We start from the raw sequence: 17954 nt of genomic DNA, 5'->3' as shown, positions 1-17954 counted from the left end.
GTGCGCTTTAAGTAGCGTGATTCTTGAGGGTTTTCCATAAGGATACTTTTTGTGTATCGCTATTTTAGGACGGGACAAATGTCAAAAAAAAAAAATCACCTCGCGAGAGGTGATTTCTTTATTAAAACACAAAATTAATTATTGTTTTTGTTTTTTCATTTCTTTTTCGATCATATCGTAAAATTGGTCAATCTTTGGCAATACTACAATACGTGTTCTTCTGTTTCTAGATCTGTTTTCAGCAGAATCATTAGCTACTAAAGGAATGTATGAACTTCTTCCTGCAGCAATCAATTGCTCCGGTTTTACACCCAATTGATTAGTCAATACGCGAATGATAGAAGTAGAGCGTTTTACACTTAAATCCCAGTTGTCTAATAATACGCCTGAACCGTTGTAAGGAATATTATCAGTATGACCTTCGACCATACATTCAAAATCTGGTTTGTCATTTACCACTTTTGCAACTTTTGCTAAAACTGTTTTAGCTTTGTCAGTTACATCATAGCTACCGCTTTTGAATAACAATTTATCAGCAATTGAGATAAACACAACTCCTTTTTCAACATTGATTTCAATATCTGGGTCAGAGATACCAACAGAACTTTTTAAACTTGTAACCAAAGCTAGTGTAACACTGTCTTTTTTAGTTAAAGCATCCTGCATTCTGCTTATCTTTAAATCTTTTTCCTTGATAGATTCAAGGGCTTTTTCAATATTTTGTGCACCTTTTGTAGATAAAACCGTCATATCTTTCGAAACGCTGATTAAACCTTGATTTTGCTCTTTTAAAGTGGCAGCTGTAGCAGCAAGTCCCGCTTTTTCTTCTAAACAAGCATTTAACTTTACAGTAGCAGTGTTTAATAAATCTTGAGTTTCTTTGTTTCTAGCTTCTAACTCAGTGTATTTCTTTTTAGAAACGCATGAGGTCAAAAGTGCCATTACGGATAATGCTAATACGATTTTTTTCATAAATAATTATTTTGTTGTTTTACAAAAATAGGTTTAAAGTGTTAATTAAACAGTCTACAAAAGTACAATTAATTGTTAAAACTTATTGCTCAAAGACCTTGCCAGCTTTAATGAAATATTGATAAACTATACTTTTTATGTGGAAATACTGTGCCATTTGCACCATATCCCGTTTTTTATAATGCTTTCTAAATCCCTGATAGAAAGAAAAGTGCGCTCTTAATATTGCCCAAAAATGTTTCACTTTTCCTTGTGTTAAAAATTGTATTCCCGCTAGTCCATCTAAAACCATTCTCGTAAAAAGAATTGGAATCAAACTTTTTTTAGGCAAATTTTTAGTCAACATAAACAAGGAGTTTCTGAAATTCAAATAGGTTTTCATGGGGTTGCCTTGCTGCAATGTTGCGCCACCAACATGAAAAACGGTACTTTCGTGCACATATTTTATTTGATAACCTTTATTATTGGCACGCCAACACAAATCAATTTCTTCTTGATGTGCAAAAAAATCATCATCAAAACCTTTTAACTCATGGTAGACGGAGGTGCGAATAAAAAAGCAAGCGCCCGATGCCCAAAAAATAGTTCGGTTGTCGTTGTACTGTCCATTGTCTATTTCGATTGAGTCAAAAATTCGGCCACGACAGTACGGATACCCATATTTGTCAATAAATCCGCCGGCTGCACCAGCGTATTCAAACGAATCCTTTTGTTTGTAATCTAAAATTTTTGGCTGAATAATTGCTGTTGAATGTTCTTCTTGAAATGTTTTTATAATTGGGGTTAACCAATTTGGTGTTACCTCAATATCAGAGTTTACTAAAGCATACACATCTGCTTGTACATTTTGTAAAGCTTCGTTGTATCCTTTTGCAAAACCATAATTACCCTCATTTTGAATGATTCGAACAGTAGGGAAGTGGTCTTTAACAAAAGCTATTGATGCATCAGTTGAGGCATTATCGGCGACATAAATATCGGCTTCAGCAGAATACTGAACCACTGAGGGCAAAAACTTTTCAAGTAATTGCACTCCATTCCAATTTAATATAACAACGGCTATTTTCATTTTTAGATTTTAAATCGTAATGTTTGGGTAATCGGGTAAGTCTCTCAAAAATTGGTATTTTTCTTCTAGAAAATCCATTTGGCAAAAATAGTGATTCAAACCATTCGTGACCATTAAATATTGTGCTTGCAGGGTCATATTGTACTGTGCAATTTGATCGAAAGTGGCTTGAGAAATTTTTACCTCGGGTGCCTTACATTCGATAAGTACATAAATACTACCGTCTCCTAAGTAAACAACCACATCATATCTTTTTCGCAAGCCATTAACTTGAAGTACTTTCTCAACATTGATGAGTGATTTTGGATATTTTTTTTCTTCTATCAAAAAGTGAATGACATGCTGTCTAACCCATTCTTCAGGTGTAAGAATGATGAACTTTTTACGAATAACATCAAAAATTGCTGTTTTATTTTCGCTATTTTTGAAACGAAATTGAAAAGAAGAAAATTGTAATTGCTGCATGCGGCAAAAATAAGTATTTAGTTTAAAGTGGTGGCGTAAAATAGCAGGAATGCTTTTGATTTCGCTCGGTACTTTTGCTAAAACACCAAATTTTATGGACGAAGTTGTAAAAATTGTCACTGATATTAAAAATGGAGTAATCAAACCTATTTATTTTTTAATGGGGGAAGAGCCGTATTATATTGACAAACTCTCTGATTTTATTGAGCAAAAAGTCTTAACAGAAGAGGAAAAAGGTTTCAATCAAACGGTTTTGTACGGTCGCGATGTAACAATCGATGATATTGTTTCTGCAGCCAAACGTTACCCTATGATGGCAGATCGTCAAGTTATTATTGTCAAAGAAGCTCAAGATTTGTCTCGTAACATTGAAAAATTGGAAAACTATGCCGAAAATCCAATGCCAAGTACGGTTTTAGTAATGTGTTATAAGTACAAAACTTTAGACAAACGAAAAAAGGTAACCAAACTGATAGCCAAAAACGGGTTGGTTTTCGAAAGTAAAAAATTATACGAAAACCAAGTAGGCGATTGGATTAAACGCGTTTTGTCTGGTAAAAAATATGGTATCGACCCTAAGGCTAATGCGATGCTTGTAGAATTTTTAGGAACTGACCTGAGTAAAATAAATAATGAACTTGAAAAACTGCAAATAATTCTCCCGGCCGGAAGCACCATAATGCCGAAAGATATTGAGGAGAATATTGGTTTTAGTAAAGATTATAATGTTTTTGAATTACGAAAAGCTTTGGGTGAGCGCAATCAACTCAAGGCATACAAAATTGCTGCGAATTTTGCCCAAAATCCAAAAGACAATCCGATGGTTGTGACAACTAGTTTAGTTTTTGGATTTTTTATACAGCTTTTAAAATACCACGGTTTAAAGGATAAAAACCCGAAAAATGTAGCTGCTGTGCTTGGTATAAATCCATTTTTTATGAAGGAATACGATTTGGCATTAAAAAATTACCCCATGAAAAAAGTAAGCCAAATCGTGGGCGCTTTACGAGAAATTGATGTTAAGAGCAAGGGAGTAGGCGCTAATCAAATGTCGCAATCTGATTTACTAAGAGAAATGCTTTATAAAATTTTCAATTAAAACTCAAAAGAACGATATTTGTAGCCCGTTATGAATAACAGGATTTCAAAAATGTAACACCACAAATATGGGAATGAATAAAAATACAATTTTAGGTTGGGCTACCTTAATTATGATACTAATGGGGCTTTTACTGATTGCACTGGGAGCTTTTCGTTATGATGATGTTGCTGGCTGGGGCTTTGCCGCTGTAGGAGTTGGTTTTTTTGCTAACGCCTGGGTATTTAGTTCTTTAAAAGGACGTTTGTAAACTACATTGAATTAAAAATTAGAAAAAATACATTAAAAAAAAATAAATCATGGCAGACGATAAGAAAGTTATATTCTCAATGTCAAAATTGAGTAAAACCTATCAAGGAGCTGATAAACCAGTACTTAAGAATATTTATTTAAGTTTCTTTTACGGGGCAAAAATTGGTATTTTAGGTTTGAACGGATCTGGAAAATCATCTTTATTAAAAATTATTGCAGGCGTTGATAAAAACTACCAAGGTGATGTTGTTTTTGCACCAGGCTATACAGTTGGCTATTTAGAGCAAGAACCAATTTTGGATGAGTCAAAAACAGTTATCGAAATTGTACGCGAAGGTGCCGCTGAAACGATGGCAGTACTTGAAGAATACAACAAGATCAACGATTTGTTTGGTTTAGAAGAAAACTATTCTGATCCAGATAAAATGGATAAATTGATGGACCGTCAAGCGGCATTGCAAGACAAAATTGATGCCTTAGGCGCTTGGGAAATTGATACTAAACTAGAAATTGCTATGGATGCATTACGCACACCTGAAGGCGATACGCCAATTAAAAACCTTTCTGGTGGAGAGCGTCGTCGTGTAGCACTTTGTCGTTTGTTGTTGCAACAACCAGATGTTCTGTTACTTGATGAGCCTACCAACCACTTAGATGCGGAGTCGGTTTTATGGTTAGAGCAGCATTTGGCACAATACGCAGGTACTGTAATTGCAGTAACGCACGATCGTTATTTCTTGGATAATGTAGCGGGTTGGATTTTAGAGTTAGATCGTGGTGAAGGTATTCCTTGGAAAGGAAATTATTCGTCTTGGTTGGATCAAAAATCAAGCAGAATGGCATTAGAAGAAAAAGTAGCCTCTAAACGTAGAAAAAACTTAGAGCGTGAGTTAGACTGGGTACGTCAAGGTGCAAAAGGCCGTCAGACCAAACAAAAAGCGCGTTTGCAAAACTATGATAAGTTGCTAAACGAAGATCAAAAACAACTAGATGAGAATCTAGAAATTTATATCCCTAACGGTCCTCGTTTGGGAACAAATGTTATCGAAGCTAAAAATGTAGCGAAAGCTTTTGGTGAAAAGCTATTGTATGATAACTTGAATTTTACTTTGCCACAAGCAGGAATTGTTGGAATTATCGGGCCAAATGGTGCGGGTAAATCGACAATTTTCAAAATGATAATGGGCGAGCAAGAAACAGATAGCGGATCATTCTCAGTAGGAGAGACCGTAAAAATTGCTTACGTTGACCAATCACATTCTAACATTGATCCTAATAAATCAATCTGGGAAAATTTTGCTGACGGACAGGAATTAATTATGATGGGAGGAAAGCAAGTAAATTCAAGAGCTTACCTTTCTCGTTTTAACTTTGGTGGCGGAGAGCAAAACAAAAAAGTTTCGATGCTCTCTGGTGGAGAGCGAAACCGTTTACACTTAGCAATGACTTTAAAAGAAGAAGGTAACGTTCTATTATTGGATGAGCCTACCAACGACTTGGATGTAAATACTCTTCGTGCATTAGAGGAAGGTTTGGAGAAATTTGCGGGTTGTGCAGTGGTGATTTCACACGACAGATGGTTTTTGGACCGTATTTGTACACACATCTTGGCTTTTGAAGGAGATTCAGAAGTGTACTACTTTGAAGGTGGTTTCTCTGAATACGAAGAAAACAAAAAGAAACGTTTGGGTGGTGATTTAACTCCAAAACGATTGAAATACAGAAAATTGATTCGCAATTAAGAATTGATTTTACTAAACACAAAAGGATAATCTATTCGATTATCCTTTTTTTGTTTGTACTTCGAGCAAGACTTTATGCTAAAAATTTATTCAAGATTTCTTTTGTAGGAACCATGCAAGACTCTTTCGTACCATACCATTTATAACGATTACGAGCTACATAATCGTAAACTGAATTTAAAATAGTATTAGGCAACCAACTGATTAGTGCTCCAAAAACAAAAATGCCACCAAGATCTTTCGCGATTTCAAGCGCAGCCTCTGCTTTATAATAATAAGCTACACCAGGCTGATATAAAATGATACTATCGGTTTTTGTAGTGTCGATTCCTAAATAATTTATAATTTCCTGTCCTAATGTAGACTGCGAGGCAACAAAGCGAAAAATATCTTTGGAGTCGTGTTTTATTATTTTTTGCACACTAGCATCGCACAAATTACATACGCCATCAAAAATGATTATTTTTTTGTCTTTAGGTAAATTTTGCATTTTTTTTGTCAAAACTAATTATTTGAATTTTTATTGTTGTCAATAAAATTCAAAAAAGTACTTATTTTTTCACGGCTTCTACCAATTCCAAAACTTCGAGACTCGCTTTTGAGGTAAAAACACCATAATTTACTGTAGCCTTGTTTTTCTCAATACTGTCAATAGTTCCCACAGCTTTACCGTCAAACATACGCACGCGATCGCCAATTTTTAAAATCGGTTTTGGTTTTTCAACCACCACTTTTTGTTTTTTCTCTTTCTTTTCCTTTCGAATTTCTTCTACTTGAACGGTTACTTCCTCAATAATCTCTTTCTTTTTCTCGAGTTGGGCTTTGCTTTCTTTGGCAGTCGCTTTTTTGCGTTTTGAATTTTCTATTTCAATAATTTTCAAAAATTCGCCTATGAGTTCTTTTTTGTTCTTGTTGTTGAAATATTTCTCAGAGATGTCTTCAATTTTTTGACCAATGTAAATCGTCTTTTGATTGCTGTCGTACAACTCTTGATAACTCTCTAGTTTTTGTTTGATTTTGACATTGATGGTTTCCATTTTTTTGCCCTCTTCACGTGCTCTTGACTCTTCTTCTTTTAGGGTTTGCGATGTTTTTTCGAGTTTTGAACGCTCTTTTTGCAAAGTAGCAATGGTTTTGTCAAAACGTACTTTACCCACTTCAATTTTCTTTTTGGCTCGGTTGATTAAGCTAAACGGAATCCCATTTTTTAATGCCACTTCAAAAGTGAAAGAGCTTCCGGCTTGACCCAAAACCAATTTGTACATCGGTTCGAGTGTTTTTTCGTCAAATAACATGTTGGCATTGGTTGCAAAAGGCAATTCGTTAGCCAAAATTTTTAAATTAGAATAATGCGTCGTGATGATTCCAAAAGCTTCACGGTGGTAAAACTCCTCGAGGAAAATTTCGGCAAGAGCGCCACCCAATTCCGGATCAGATCCTGTACCAAACTCATCAATCAAAAACATGGTTTTGCGGTTGCATTTTTTTAAGAAATAGTTCATGTTTTTCAATCGGTAACTGTAGGTACTCAGGTGATTTTCTATCGATTGATTGTCGCCAATATCTGTTAAAATACGGTCGAATAAAAAGGTTTCGCTGCGTTCGTGCACCGGAATAAGCATACCCGATTGTAGCATCAATTGCAGCAAACCAACGGTTTTTAACGAGATTGTTTTTCCTCCGGCATTAGGTCCTGAAATTACAATAATCCGATTTTCTTGCCCCAATTCAATGGTTTGCGGATGCGTAATTTCGTCTTTTTGTTTGTTGTTCAAATACAAAATAGGATGGTAGGCATCTCTAAAATACAAACGGCGCTCTTCAGTAATAGTTGGCAGAATTCCGTTGATTTTATTGGCATATTTGGCCTTTGCGGCAATAACGTCAATGTCACTCAAAAAGTCTTGATATTGCACCAATAAGGGTAAAAAAGGACGAATTTGGTTCGATAATAATTTTAAAATTCGAGTGATTTCTTCTTTTTCTTCGTATTCTAAATTGCTCAGCTCACGCGAATATTGTAAGGTTGCTTCGGGTTCAATGTAAGCAATACTGCCTGTTTTTGAACTTCCCATAATCGAACCTTTAACCTTACGACGGTACATGGCTAAAACGGCTAAAACACGACGGTTTTGCACAAAACTTTCGCGAATATCATCTAAATAACCCAATGAATTGTAGTGGGTTAGGGCAGTACCAAAACTTTGATTGACTTTGCCGCGTACCGCATTCATGCTCCTGCGTATGTTGAGCAAATCGGGCGAGGCATTGTCTTTGATTTCGCCGTACTTGTCTACCACATCATCAATCATGTGAATGATGTCTTTGGTCAAAGTTACTTGTTTGGCGCGGTGGTTTAGATTAGGATAATACTCCTCGAATTTTTGTAAAAATTGCAACATGAAATTGACAGTTGCCGATAAGTTTGCAATTTTTCGAAAACTGCTTACTTCCAGAAAACTGTCTTCAATGGCCAAAAATTTAATTTCGTGTGTAATGGCATCAAACCCATGATTGGGAATGGCGTTGTTGTTTTGAAAAGAAGAAACATACTCTGAAGTTTGCAACAAAGCTTGCATCAAAGTGTCTTTGTCTCTAAAAGGTGTGATTTCTAGCGCCTTTAATTTTCCTATTTCGGTGTTACAAATGGTAGATATGGTGTCAAGAATTACCGGAAACTGTAAATCTTGTAGTGTTTTGTCAGTTATTGAAATCATATTTTGTTTAGACTTTGAGTTGCAAAAGTAGTTATTTGTTAAGGTTTTTTGACTTTAATTAGCAAAGAATTAAATAATGTTTAGGGTGGTTAACAAAGCTGTCATGAACCAAAATGAATGTATCTTTGGGTTTTAAATTACAAATGAAAATGATACCCAATTTGCAACCTTCATGGCAAGCTATTTTAGAAGAAGAATTGAAAAAACCGTATGTGGCTGCTTTGCAAGAGGCAGTAGCACAAGAATATGCGCAATATACTTGCTACCCGCCGCAGGAATTGATTTTTGAAGCTTTGAACCAATGCTCGTTTGAGGATGTAAAAGTGGTTATTATTGGTCAAGATCCGTATCATGGAGCAGGCGAGGCAAACGGACTTTGTTTCTCCGTATCTTATGGTGTGGCAATTCCGCCCTCGTTGCGCAATATTTTTAGAGAATTAAATGATGATTTGGGTGAAATTTTGTTGCCCTCATCAGGTAATTTATTGGCTTGGGCCAAACAAGGCGTGTTGTTGCTCAATGCGACTTTAACCGTTCGAAAAGACAGCGCTAATAGCCACAAACACTTGCCTTGGCAGGAATTTACAACGGCAATTATTGAGCGAATCAATGCCGAAAAACAAGATGTGGTCTTTTTACTTTGGGGCGGCTTTGCGCAAAAAAAAGGAAAATTGATTGACCGTAAGAAACATCTAGTTCTCGAAAGTGGACATCCTTCGCCACTGAGTGCCAATCAAGGCAAGTGGTTTGGAAACAAACATTTTAGTCAAGTAAATGCTTATTTGAAAGCAAAAGATAAAGAACCTATCAATTGGGTTTTGAACGGAAATGTGCGGTAAAAAAAACGCCAACAACCACTGTTTTGCGTGACTGATGGCAGTGGAGCTCTTTTTGGGGCGGCTTTTTTTAGCCGCCCCAAAAAAGCGGCAACGAACAGCAGGACCCGAAGCTTTTGCGTAGGGGCACGCCCAAATAAAAACCGAAAAGAGACTATTTTTTGATAATTTCGTCGAGAACGGCTTTGTTGCTGTAGTTGATTATTTTTAAAGTAACTGCTTGATTTTTGACTGTTTTTCCTTCAATTACGTACAATTTTCCTTTTTCTTTTTTAACGTTGCTTTGGTCAAAATCAACATCGCCAAATTGCAAGGTGTTTTTGATATCGGCTGTGTCAATCCATTTTTCCTGCATCACTTTTGTAGCTTTTTCAGAATAATAGAAGGGTTTGTTGCGAAGGTCGTTTAGTACTCTGGCATTTGGGAAATAGTTGCAGCGGGTATCCTTGCCACTAAAAACAAGACCCACAAAAAACAGGCCGAGAACCATACCAACCAAGTAATAAGCAAAACGGTGAACTAACTTCATGTGTTTATTTTTTGTGCAAAGGTAGCTGAAAGTTCTCTTAAAAAACAATTAAATTAATGTCGCTACTTGGCAAATTGAACCAATCAGCAATGGCATTGTTCGTTAGGATTCCGTGGTACATGTACACACCGTTTTTGAGTCCTTTGTCACAACGAATGGCGCTTTCGATACCGCCATCTTCAGCAATTTGCATCAAATAAGGCGAGATAATATTGCTGATAGAAAGGGAAGCGGTTTTGGAATAGCGCGACGGAATATTAGGTACGCAATAGTGCAACACATTGTTTTTGATGAAAGTTGGTTTCTCGTGCGAGGTAACTTCTGAAGTTTCGAAACAACCACCTGTGTCAATACTGACATCAACAATAACGGCACCGTTTTTCATGTGTTCCACCATAGTTTCGGTAACAATAACCGGACAACGGTCTTTGCCACGCATGGCGCCAATGGCCACATCACAGCGACGCAAGGCTTTGAGCAAGGCTTTGGGCTGAATGGTAGATGTAAATATGCGTTGGTTTAAATTGTTTTGCAAACGGCGTAATTTGGTTATAGAGTTGTCAAAAACTTTAACCGTAGCACCTAAACCAATGGCGGTTTTAGCAGCAAACTCGCCCACGGTGCCGGCTCCTAGAATAATCACATCAGTAGGAGGAACGCCAGTAATATTACCAAACAATAATCCTTTGCCTAGTTCATTGGTGATCATAAGTTCGGCAGCGATTAAAATAGATGCTGTTCCGGCAATTTCGCTCAAGGATTTTACTGCAGGATAGGTTCCGCCTTCGTCCTTAATATATTCAAAAGCGAGTGCTGTAATTTTCTTTTTGGTCAAAGCCTCAAAGTATTCTTTTTTGCGCGTTTTGAGTTGTATGGCTGATATTAAAATTGTTTGCGGTTGCATCATGTCGATTTCAGCTAGAGTAGGTGGCTCTACTTTTAAAATCATGGGGCAACTAAATACTTTTTGAGTGTCGTTGGTAATTTCAGCGCCTGCTTGACTGTATTCTTTGTCGGTGTAACTAGAACTTAAACCAGCGCCAGCCTCAATCATTACGCGGTGCCCTTGAAATGTTAATGAAGTTACTGCATCTGGCGTGAGGCAAATGCGGCGCTCCTGAAAACTAGTTTCTTTTGGGATTCCAATAAAAAGTTCGCTCTTTTGGCGGGCTACTTCTAATTTTTCCTCTTGAGGTAAAAGATCTTGTTTGGAAAATGGCGTTATAGTAATGGACATGGTTGGTTTTGAATTTTAAGGGTACAATTTACGCAAAAGTTGGCTACGATTTGACTTGAAATTAAATTAAAAAGACGCTTTTTAAATTGTGTTTTGAGTCAGCGGTTTTTCCATTTTTATATCGGCTCTTTCGTATACGCCGTCTTCCAATTCGATTTCGACAAAGCCATATTTTCGATACAAATGTATTGCTGAATGTAATTTCCTATTCGAATACAAAACGATCTTGCTAAAACCTTCTTTTTCGGCAAAAGCAAAACAATGTTGTAGCAATTCCTTGCCAATTCCTAAGCCTTGTACCGCATCAGTAACTGCCATTTTGCTTAGCTCAAACACACCTTCTTCCATTTTGAGAAGTGACGCAGTTCCTACTATTTCGTCTTGGTATTGAGCATAAAAAATGAAACCGCCTTGATCAATAATCTGTCCCTGCGGATCTGAGAGCACTTTTTCGTCTTTGGGTTCTACTTTAAAAAACTTGGTAAGCCACTCTAAATTAAGTGTTTTAATATGTTCTTTTAAAGCGGGAGTATAAGGTAATATGGTTACAGTCGATGTGCTTGACATGGTAATTAGCTTAGGGTTAATGATCTATTTCCGTCAGGTAAAACTGTTATCGTAACTACAGAATGTACGGGTGGAATTAAATTCTCAATTTTTTCGGCCCATTCAATAAAACAAAAATGTCCAGAATATAAGTAATCATCAACACCCATATCCAAGGCTTCTTCTTCCTTATTCAGTCTGTAAAAATCAAAATGATAAACTAACTGATTATTGGCTGCTTCGTACTCATTTACCAAAGAGAACGTAGGACTACTCGTTGCGCCTTGTACGCCCAATGTGCGGCAAAGTTCCTTGATTAAAGTGGTTTTACCAGCGCCCATTTCGCCGTGAAAAAGAATCACTTTCGATGGGTTTTCGTTGAGTATGGCTTGCGCAACGCTTGCTAATTGGTCAATTGAAAAAATGGTAGTCATTTTTATTAAAGGGTTTAAAGTTTGCCATTCAAAGTGTAATCGATGCATGGCAAACTGATACTGCTTACTTATCTCGGATTAAATACCAAAAACGGAATGATCATTTCTTCTAACGAAATACCACCGTGTTGGTACGTATTTTTGTAATAACTCACGTAATGATTGTAATTGTTTACGTAAGCCAAAAACAAATCTGTCTTTGCAAAAATAAAAGAACTACTCATATTTATGGCAGGTAAACCAATATTTTTTGGTTCTTTCACGGCATACACATCTTTGTATTCATAGGTTAAGCTACGACCTGTTTTGTAACGCAGGTTCAAACTCGTGTTTTTGTCACCTACTACTTTTGTTGGATTTTTTACGTTAATAGTACCATGATCTGTAGTTAAAATAAGTTTGAAACCCATTTTTTGCGCCTGCTGAATAATTTCAAGTAAAGGCGAATTTTTGAACCAACTCAAAGTCAAAGAACGGTAGGCTTTGTCATCTGATGCTAATTCCTTTACCACATCCATTTCTGTTTTTGCGTGCGATAACATATCCACAAAATTATAGACTATGGTAACCAAGTCGTTTTCTTTTAGTGCTTTGAAGCTTTCGGCTAATTTTTTTCCTCCGGCTAAACTTGTGATTTTAAAATAGTCTTCTTTGATATTCAGTCCCAAACGTTTGATTTGTGCTGATAAAAATTCGGCCTCAAACAAGTTTTTACCGCCTTCCTCGGGATCGTTTTTCCAATATTGCGGAAATTGTTTTTCCATTTCTAAAGGTGTTAATCCAGAAAAAATAGCGTTGCGGGCGTATTGCGTTGCGGTAGGCAAAATAGAGTAGTAAGGCACTTCTTTTTCCAATTTATAGTAGTTGCCTACAACAGTTTCAAAGGTTTTCCATTGGTCATAACGCAAATTGTCAATCACAACAAACAAAATTGGCATGTCTTTTTTCTTCAATTCTGGCAAAACCAACTCCTTAAACAAAGTATGCGATTGTATTGGTCGGTCAGCCTCGGTAACGCTAGCGACTTTTTTAGGCATCGGTGCAAACCAATCTTCGTAATTGCGTTCGATAAATTTACCAAATTGCGAGTTAGCCTCTACTTTTTGCGACTCTAATATTTGAATCATGCCTTGATCGTCAATATTCTCAAGTTCCAGCTCCCAAAAAATCAATTTTTTATACAATTCAATCCAATCTTCGTAGGAATTCACCATTCCCATTTCCATAGCTATTTTGCGAAACTCTTTTTGGTAATCCAAAGTTGTTTTTTGCGAAACCAAGCGCGAGTGGTCTAAGTTTTTCTTTAAACTCAGCAAAATTTGATTCGGATTAACAGGTTTGATTAAATAATCGGCAATTTTAGAGCCAATGGCCTCTTCCATGATATATTCTTCCTCGCTTTTGGTAATCATAATCATAGGTACAGCCGATTTCTTTTCTTTCATTTCCGAGAGGGTTTCCAAGCCACTCATACCGGGCATGTTTTCATCTAAAAAAACAATATCAAAATTGGTTTCTTCAAATAAAGCAATAGCGTCAAGCCCATTATTACAAGTAGTTACCTCGTAATTTTTTTTCTCTAGAAATAAAATATGTGGCTTTAACAAATCAATTTCGTCATCAACCCAAAGTATTTTTATAGTATTCATATGTAGTGTCAATAAAGTTCAAAAAAAGTAATCAAAGTGCCAAATTACATCATTTTACAGCGTTGCTTTCCTAAATTTTTGATAATTTTTAAAACAAATTCAACTTCCTGAAAGCTCAAAATGTTCTTGTTTTACTCTCCTAATTATTTTTTGGGGCGTGCCCCGCGCTGCGTAAACTCCACTTGGGTCAGGCTGTACGCTATATCTTTGCCTTTTTTGCGAAAAAAGCAAAGGATGCCGCTTCCATCCTTCACGCGAGATTATTTTATAATTCAAGACCAAGTTTCAAATACAGTGTTTTCCAGTGAATTACATTTGTAATTCAGAAAAACACAAAAAATTAATAAAAATTTGGCAGTAATATTGTATTAAGTTTATGAAATTCTTTCTTAACTTGTGGCTAGGAAGAGAGTCAAGAGGCTTTAAAACGGAGCATAAATAAAATTAATTAAAATACAAATACCATGACACACGATTTTACCACCATCGATAAAGAAGCAATTGCCGAATTGAAATTTCCAGCAGTAGAAGTACTAGAAGACGATCAAGAAATTAAAGCAAGAATGAGCGAAATTAACCGCGCCTTAGCTCTTGGGAATCTTGAGCATTCAAAAATTAAAATATTTTTTGAAGACGTAGAGTCTAAAAAAGTTGTAGATACCACTGTTTGGGCCGTAACTGATAAAAATATTATCTTAAAACAAGGTGTAATGATTCCTATTCACCGTATTCATAAACTTTTTTAAAAATCCATTTACTAGCAAAACAAATAGAAATCACTATCAATAAAAAAGAGAAATTCTATTTGTTTTGCAATTCTAATTTATACCAAAATTCGGCAGTTGCAATGCTGGATATTGCCTACCTTTGGAATTCATTTTTGCCAAAACTATTGTTATGAATTCCTCCCTGTTTTACAGTTTTTTACAAAAACAATTTCCTTTTCAGCCCACTTACAAACAAGATATTTTTTTTCAAAAAATAGCCATCTTCTTGACTGAAGCAGAGAACAGAACCATTTTTGTACTCAAGGGTTACGCAGGTACAGGGAAAACAACAGTTATTTCGACCATCGTTAACAGCTTACTTGACATAAACAAAAAGTATGTGCTGCTGGCACCAACAGGTCGAGCTGCCAAAGTGATTGCCAATTACTCTAACAAGCCCGCTTTTACGATTCACAAAAAAATCTATTTCCCTAAAAAATCTTCAGGTGGCGGAGTTTCTTTTACTTTACAACCCAACAAACACAAAAACACCATTTTCATCGTAGATGAAGCTTCGATGATCTCGGATACGAATTCAGATTCAAAGTTTTATGAAAACGGTTCCTTGTTAGATGACTTGATTTCATATGTATATTCAGGTGCGAATTGCAAAATGATTCTGTTAGGAGATACGGCACAGTTGCCTCCGGTGAATTTAGATATCAGTCCAGCGCTTGATATTCGCACGCTTGGTATGAATTACGATAAAGAAGTAGAGCATATCGAACTGGATGAAGTCATGCGTCAAGAGGAAAATTCAGGAATTTTATTCAACGCCACAGAATTGCGTGAAGTGCTCAAAGAATCTTTTATCACAGATTTTAAATTCGACCTCAAAAAATTCAAAGACATTGTGCGTTTAACTGACGGCTACGATATTCAAGATGCTATCAACTCTGCCTATAGTAATTACAGTATTGAAGACACCGCATTTATAGTTCGCTCCAATAAAAGAGCCAATCAATACAATGAACAAATTCGAACCAAAATTCTAGACAAAGAGAGCGAGCTTTCCACAGGAGATTTTTTAATGGTGGTTAAGAATAATTATTTTTGGTTAAAGGATTCTGATCAAGCAGGTTTTATTGCCAATGGAGATATTATTGAAGTGCTAGAAATTTTTAGCATCAAGGAGTTGTACAGCTTCAAATTTGCCAAAGTAAAAATCAGAATGGTAGATTATCCCGATCAAAAACCTTTTGAAACCGTTTTGCTTTTGGATACCATTAAAAGCGAATCGCCTTCGCTTACGTATGAAGAATCAAACCGACTCTACCAAGAAGTTTTGAAGGATTATGAGGGCGAAACCAAATTCAAACAATTTCAAAAAGTAAAAGCCAATGAATATTTTAATGGTTTGCAGGTAAAATTTTCGTACGCCATTACCTGTCATAAATCGCAAGGAGGGCAGTGGAACACCGTTTTTATTGAGCAACCTTATTTGCCAGATGGTGTTGATAGAGATTATATTCGTTGGTTGTACACCGCCATGACGCGTGCTAAAAATAAATTGTATTTAATTGGTTTTAAAGATGATAGTTTTGTAGAGTAAAAATTAAAAAAGTATGAAACAACGAATTGCACATATTGCCTTGCTGGTTCCGGATTACGACCGCGCGATTGCTTTTTTTACCCAAAAATTAAACTTTGATTTAATCGAAGATACCGTTTTGAGTCCAGAGAAACGATGGGTTTTGGTAGCGCCAAAAGGAACTTCTGGTTTTAGTTTGCTTTTAGCGAAAGCCAGTAATCAAATTCAAAAAGATAGTATTGGCAATCAGTCGGGTGGTCGCGTATTTTTATTTTTAGAAACTGACGATTTTGAGAGAGATTGCCGCAACTTACTACAGCAGAACATTACAATTGTTAGAGAACCCATAACTGAAAGCTACGGAAAAGTAGCCGTTTTTGAGGATGAATTTGGTAATTTATGGGATTTAATCGAACGAACTGCCAACTAAAAAAGAGGAAAAAATGGATACTTTAATCGATTTACATAAGATTTCAGGCACTTTTTCAAACACCGAAAAAATGCCCGTTTTGTTTCTTGGTCATGGCAGTCCCATGAATGCCATTGAAGAAAATCAGTTTGTATCTGGATTTCGGAATTTGGCCAAAACGCTGCCACAACCCAACGCTATTTTGTGTATTTCGGCGCATTGGTTTACTAACGGAACCAAGGTTACAGCAATGGAAATGCCGCGAACAATTCATGATTTTGGAGGTTTTCCGCAAGCGTTATTTGACGTGCAATATCCTGTAAACGGTAGTCCAGAATTAGCAGTAGAAACTAAGCAATTATTGACGCCGGTAGCGGTAGAACTCGACGAACATTGGGGATTGGACCACGGCGCTTGGAGTGTAATTAAACATTTATATCCAGATGCCAATGTTCCTGTAATTCAGTTAAGTATTGATTATACAAAATCAGAGCAATACCATTTTGATTTGGCACAAAAATTAAGCGCTTTGCGTATGAAAGGAATTTTGATTGTTGGTAGCGGAAACATTATTCACAATTTGAGATTAGTCGATTTCCCCAATTTAAACAAGGATAATTACGGTTACGATTGGGCAATTGAAGCTCGAGAAACAATCAATGATTATTTGTTAAACGGAGATTTCAAACCACTTATTGATTTTAAAAAACAAAGCCGAGCTTTACAATTAGCGATTCCAACTCCAGAACATTATTTGCCTTTAATTTACACTTTGGGCCTGAAAGGAAAGCAAGAAGAGCTAAGTTTGTTTAATGATAAATTATTAGGAGGATCGTTGAGTATGACGTCGGTAAAAATAATGTAGCATTGATAAACTAAACCATATTAAACGAATTTTAAAATAGCACGAAAATAATTTCATTCTGAGTTGCAATGATGTATTTTTGAACTCAAACTTTTTGAACAACATGAAAATAATAGCAGTCATTCCCGCACGTTACGCCTCTACACGATTCCCAGCAAAATTAATGCAAGATCTTGGAGGTAAAACCGTAATTCTAAGAACCTACAAGGCAGCCATAAACACGCAATTGTTTGATGATGTTTTTGTAGTAACGGATTCTGATTTGATTTATGACGAAATTATTTCTAACGGTGGAAAAGCAATTAAAAGTGTCAAGGAACACGAATCTGGCAGCGATCGAATTGCTGAAGCAGTTGTAAATCTGGATTTAGATATTGTAATTAATGTGCAAGGTGACGAACCATTTATTGATGCCGAACCGCTTGCAAAAGTCATTGAAGTTTTTAAAAACGATTTGGATAAAAAAGTCGATTTAGCCTCGTTAATGCGCGAAATCACTAATCAAGAAGATATCAATAATCCGAATAATGTTAAAGTTGTAGTAGATCAAAACGGTTTTGCTTTGTACTTTTCTCGATCTGTGATTCCGTATCCGAGAGAGCAAAACGTAGGTGTTCGATACATGCAACACATTGGTATTTATGCTTTTAGGAAACAAGCATTATTGGATTTTTACAGCTTACCAATGCAATCTTTGGAAGCATCCGAAAAACTAGAGCAATTGCGCTATCTGGAGTTTGGCAAACGAATCAAAATGGTTGAGACCACACACGTAGGAATTGGAATTGATACCGCAGAAGATCTCGAAAAAGCACGAAAAATGATTGCTCAATAA

General features: G+C 36.2%; 19 protein-coding genes. 9 read left to right on the top strand and 10 right to left on the bottom strand.

The genetic code is table 11. From position 1 onward, the window contains the following. Nucleotides 1-138: 138 nt before the first annotated feature. The 3 genes from G9Q29_RS06775 to G9Q29_RS06765 all read right to left on the bottom strand — a co-directional run bounded on the left by G9Q29_RS06775 (nucleotide 139) and on the right by G9Q29_RS06765 (nucleotide 2506). Nucleotides 139-972: an OmpA/MotB family protein gene (locus G9Q29_RS06775; RefSeq protein ID WP_166134600.1), complete on the bottom strand. Its 834-nt coding sequence runs from the start codon at nucleotides 970-972 to the stop codon at nucleotides 139-141. Nucleotides 973-1054: 82 nt separating this feature from the next. Beyond that, nucleotides 1055-2041, bottom strand: a complete 987-nt coding sequence (locus G9Q29_RS06770; RefSeq protein ID WP_166134598.1) for a glycosyltransferase family 2 protein — start codon at nucleotides 2039-2041, stop codon at nucleotides 1055-1057. A 9-nt stretch (nucleotides 2042-2050) separates the two neighbouring features. Then, complete coding sequence (locus G9Q29_RS06765; RefSeq protein WP_166134596.1) at nucleotides 2051-2506, bottom strand: type I restriction enzyme HsdR N-terminal domain-containing protein; 456 nt, start codon at nucleotides 2504-2506, stop codon at nucleotides 2051-2053. 94 nt (nucleotides 2507-2600) lie between these two features. Between G9Q29_RS06765 and holA the strand changes: the two genes are divergently transcribed. The 3 genes from holA (at nucleotide 2601) to ettA (ending at nucleotide 5599) form a co-directional block, all read left to right on the top strand. Then, complete coding sequence (gene holA / locus G9Q29_RS06760; protein WP_166134594.1) at nucleotides 2601-3605, top strand: DNA polymerase III subunit delta; 1005 nt, start codon at nucleotides 2601-2603, stop codon at nucleotides 3603-3605. Between the two features lie 67 nt (nucleotides 3606-3672). Beyond that, on the top strand, nucleotides 3673-3855 hold the full coding sequence (locus G9Q29_RS06755) for a CAL67264 family membrane protein (protein WP_166134592.1): 183 nt from the start codon (nucleotides 3673-3675) through the stop codon (nucleotides 3853-3855). Nucleotides 3856-3904: 49 nt separating this feature from the next. Beyond that, on the top strand, nucleotides 3905-5599 hold the full coding sequence (ettA, locus tag G9Q29_RS06750; protein ID WP_166134590.1) for an energy-dependent translational throttle protein EttA: 1695 nt from the start codon (nucleotides 3905-3907) through the stop codon (nucleotides 5597-5599). A gap of 73 nt (nucleotides 5600-5672) precedes the next feature. Here the strand turns inward: ettA and G9Q29_RS06745 are convergent, their stop codons facing one another. Further along, on the bottom strand, nucleotides 5673-6089 hold the full coding sequence (locus tag G9Q29_RS06745; RefSeq protein ID WP_166134588.1) for a thiol-disulfide oxidoreductase DCC family protein: 417 nt from the start codon (nucleotides 6087-6089) through the stop codon (nucleotides 5673-5675). Between the two features lie 61 nt (nucleotides 6090-6150). Next, nucleotides 6151-8316, bottom strand: coding sequence for an endonuclease MutS2 (locus tag G9Q29_RS06740; protein ID WP_166134586.1), 2166 nt, complete (start codon nucleotides 8314-8316; stop codon nucleotides 6151-6153). 143 nt (nucleotides 8317-8459) lie between these two features. Here G9Q29_RS06740 and ung point away from each other — a divergent pair, with 143 nt between their 5' ends. After that, nucleotides 8460-9155: a uracil-DNA glycosylase gene (gene ung, locus G9Q29_RS06735; protein ID WP_394367675.1), complete on the top strand. Its 696-nt coding sequence runs from the start codon at nucleotides 8460-8462 to the stop codon at nucleotides 9153-9155. 151 nt (nucleotides 9156-9306) lie between these two features. On the opposite strand, the gene G9Q29_RS06730 is transcribed toward ung, so the two are convergent. From G9Q29_RS06730 to porX, 5 genes are all read right to left on the bottom strand, one after another. Then, on the bottom strand, nucleotides 9307-9681 hold the full coding sequence (locus G9Q29_RS06730; protein ID WP_166134582.1) for a DUF4258 domain-containing protein: 375 nt from the start codon (nucleotides 9679-9681) through the stop codon (nucleotides 9307-9309). Between the two features lie 37 nt (nucleotides 9682-9718). Then, the gene (locus G9Q29_RS06725) at nucleotides 9719-10918 is read right to left on the bottom strand and encodes an alanine dehydrogenase (RefSeq protein ID WP_166134580.1); all 1200 of its coding nucleotides are present in this window, start codon (nucleotides 10916-10918) and stop codon (nucleotides 9719-9721) included. 81 nt (nucleotides 10919-10999) lie between these two features. After that, on the bottom strand, nucleotides 11000-11485 hold the full coding sequence (locus G9Q29_RS06720) for a GNAT family N-acetyltransferase (protein ID WP_166134578.1): 486 nt from the start codon (nucleotides 11483-11485) through the stop codon (nucleotides 11000-11002). 5 nt (nucleotides 11486-11490) lie between these two features. Continuing rightward, nucleotides 11491-11898 carry a tRNA (adenosine(37)-N6)-threonylcarbamoyltransferase complex ATPase subunit type 1 TsaE gene (gene tsaE / locus G9Q29_RS06715; protein ID WP_166134576.1) on the bottom strand — a complete coding sequence of 136 codons (408 nt, stop codon included), beginning with the start codon at nucleotides 11896-11898 and terminating at the stop codon, nucleotides 11491-11493. Between the two features lie 68 nt (nucleotides 11899-11966). After that, a complete protein-coding gene (gene porX / locus G9Q29_RS06710; protein ID WP_166134574.1) occupies nucleotides 11967-13547 on the bottom strand; it encodes a T9SS response regulator signal transducer PorX in 1581 nt (526 codons plus the stop codon). A gap of 464 nt (nucleotides 13548-14011) precedes the next feature. On the opposite strand from porX, the gene G9Q29_RS06705 reads away from it, so the two are divergent. From G9Q29_RS06705 to kdsB, 5 genes are all read left to right on the top strand, one after another. Continuing rightward, the gene (locus tag G9Q29_RS06705; RefSeq protein ID WP_166134572.1) at nucleotides 14012-14293 is read left to right on the top strand and encodes a hypothetical protein; all 282 of its coding nucleotides are present in this window, start codon (nucleotides 14012-14014) and stop codon (nucleotides 14291-14293) included. A gap of 151 nt (nucleotides 14294-14444) precedes the next feature. Continuing rightward, nucleotides 14445-15866: an ATP-dependent DNA helicase gene (locus G9Q29_RS06700; RefSeq protein ID WP_166134570.1), complete on the top strand. Its 1422-nt coding sequence runs from the start codon at nucleotides 14445-14447 to the stop codon at nucleotides 15864-15866. A gap of 13 nt (nucleotides 15867-15879) precedes the next feature. Next, nucleotides 15880-16275 (top strand): VOC family protein, encoded by a 396-nt coding sequence (locus G9Q29_RS06695; RefSeq protein WP_166134568.1) that lies wholly within the window; start codon nucleotides 15880-15882, stop codon nucleotides 16273-16275. 13 nt (nucleotides 16276-16288) lie between these two features. After that, the gene (ygiD, locus tag G9Q29_RS06690) at nucleotides 16289-17119 is read left to right on the top strand and encodes a 4,5-DOPA-extradiol-dioxygenase (protein WP_166134566.1); all 831 of its coding nucleotides are present in this window, start codon (nucleotides 16289-16291) and stop codon (nucleotides 17117-17119) included. A gap of 103 nt (nucleotides 17120-17222) precedes the next feature. Then, nucleotides 17223-17954: a 3-deoxy-manno-octulosonate cytidylyltransferase gene (kdsB, locus tag G9Q29_RS06685; protein WP_166134564.1), complete on the top strand. Its 732-nt coding sequence runs from the start codon at nucleotides 17223-17225 to the stop codon at nucleotides 17952-17954.

The organism is Flavobacterium turcicum (assembly GCF_011365745.1).
Lineage (GTDB): Bacteria > Bacteroidota > Bacteroidia > Flavobacteriales > Flavobacteriaceae > Flavobacterium > Flavobacterium turcicum.
Note: the sequence above shows the minus strand (reverse complement) of the source record. Positions and strands in the feature narration are given on the sequence as shown.

Coding starts and splice junctions, on each gene's coding strand:
- G9Q29_RS06775 (WP_166134600.1), bottom strand. CDS start 972: ATGAAAAAAATCGTATTAGCATTATCCGTAATGGCACTTTTGACCTCA.
- G9Q29_RS06770 (WP_166134598.1), bottom strand. CDS start 2,041: ATGAAAATAGCCGTTGTTATATTAAATTGGAATGGAGTGCAATTACTT.
- G9Q29_RS06765 (WP_166134596.1), bottom strand. CDS start 2,506: ATGCAGCAATTACAATTTTCTTCTTTTCAATTTCGTTTCAAAAATAGC.
- holA (WP_166134594.1), top strand. CDS start 2,601: ATGGACGAAGTTGTAAAAATTGTCACTGATATTAAAAATGGAGTAATC.
- G9Q29_RS06755 (WP_166134592.1), top strand. CDS start 3,673: ATGGGAATGAATAAAAATACAATTTTAGGTTGGGCTACCTTAATTATG.
- ettA (WP_166134590.1), top strand. CDS start 3,905: ATGGCAGACGATAAGAAAGTTATATTCTCAATGTCAAAATTGAGTAAA.
- G9Q29_RS06745 (WP_166134588.1), bottom strand. CDS start 6,089: ATGCAAAATTTACCTAAAGACAAAAAAATAATCATTTTTGATGGCGTA.
- G9Q29_RS06740 (WP_166134586.1), bottom strand. CDS start 8,316: ATGATTTCAATAACTGACAAAACACTACAAGATTTACAGTTTCCGGTA.
- ung (WP_394367675.1), top strand. CDS start 8,460: ATGAAAATGATACCCAATTTGCAACCTTCATGGCAAGCTATTTTAGAA.
- G9Q29_RS06730 (WP_166134582.1), bottom strand. CDS start 9,681: ATGAAGTTAGTTCACCGTTTTGCTTATTACTTGGTTGGTATGGTTCTC.
- G9Q29_RS06725 (WP_166134580.1), bottom strand. CDS start 10,918: ATGTCCATTACTATAACGCCATTTTCCAAACAAGATCTTTTACCTCAA.
- G9Q29_RS06720 (WP_166134578.1), bottom strand. CDS start 11,485: ATGTCAAGCACATCGACTGTAACCATATTACCTTATACTCCCGCTTTA.
- tsaE (WP_166134576.1), bottom strand. CDS start 11,898: ATGACTACCATTTTTTCAATTGACCAATTAGCAAGCGTTGCGCAAGCC.
- porX (WP_166134574.1), bottom strand. CDS start 13,547: ATGAATACTATAAAAATACTTTGGGTTGATGACGAAATTGATTTGTTA.
- G9Q29_RS06705 (WP_166134572.1), top strand. CDS start 14,012: ATGACACACGATTTTACCACCATCGATAAAGAAGCAATTGCCGAATTG.
- G9Q29_RS06700 (WP_166134570.1), top strand. CDS start 14,445: ATGAATTCCTCCCTGTTTTACAGTTTTTTACAAAAACAATTTCCTTTT.
- G9Q29_RS06695 (WP_166134568.1), top strand. CDS start 15,880: ATGAAACAACGAATTGCACATATTGCCTTGCTGGTTCCGGATTACGAC.
- ygiD (WP_166134566.1), top strand. CDS start 16,289: ATGGATACTTTAATCGATTTACATAAGATTTCAGGCACTTTTTCAAAC.
- kdsB (WP_166134564.1), top strand. CDS start 17,223: ATGAAAATAATAGCAGTCATTCCCGCACGTTACGCCTCTACACGATTC.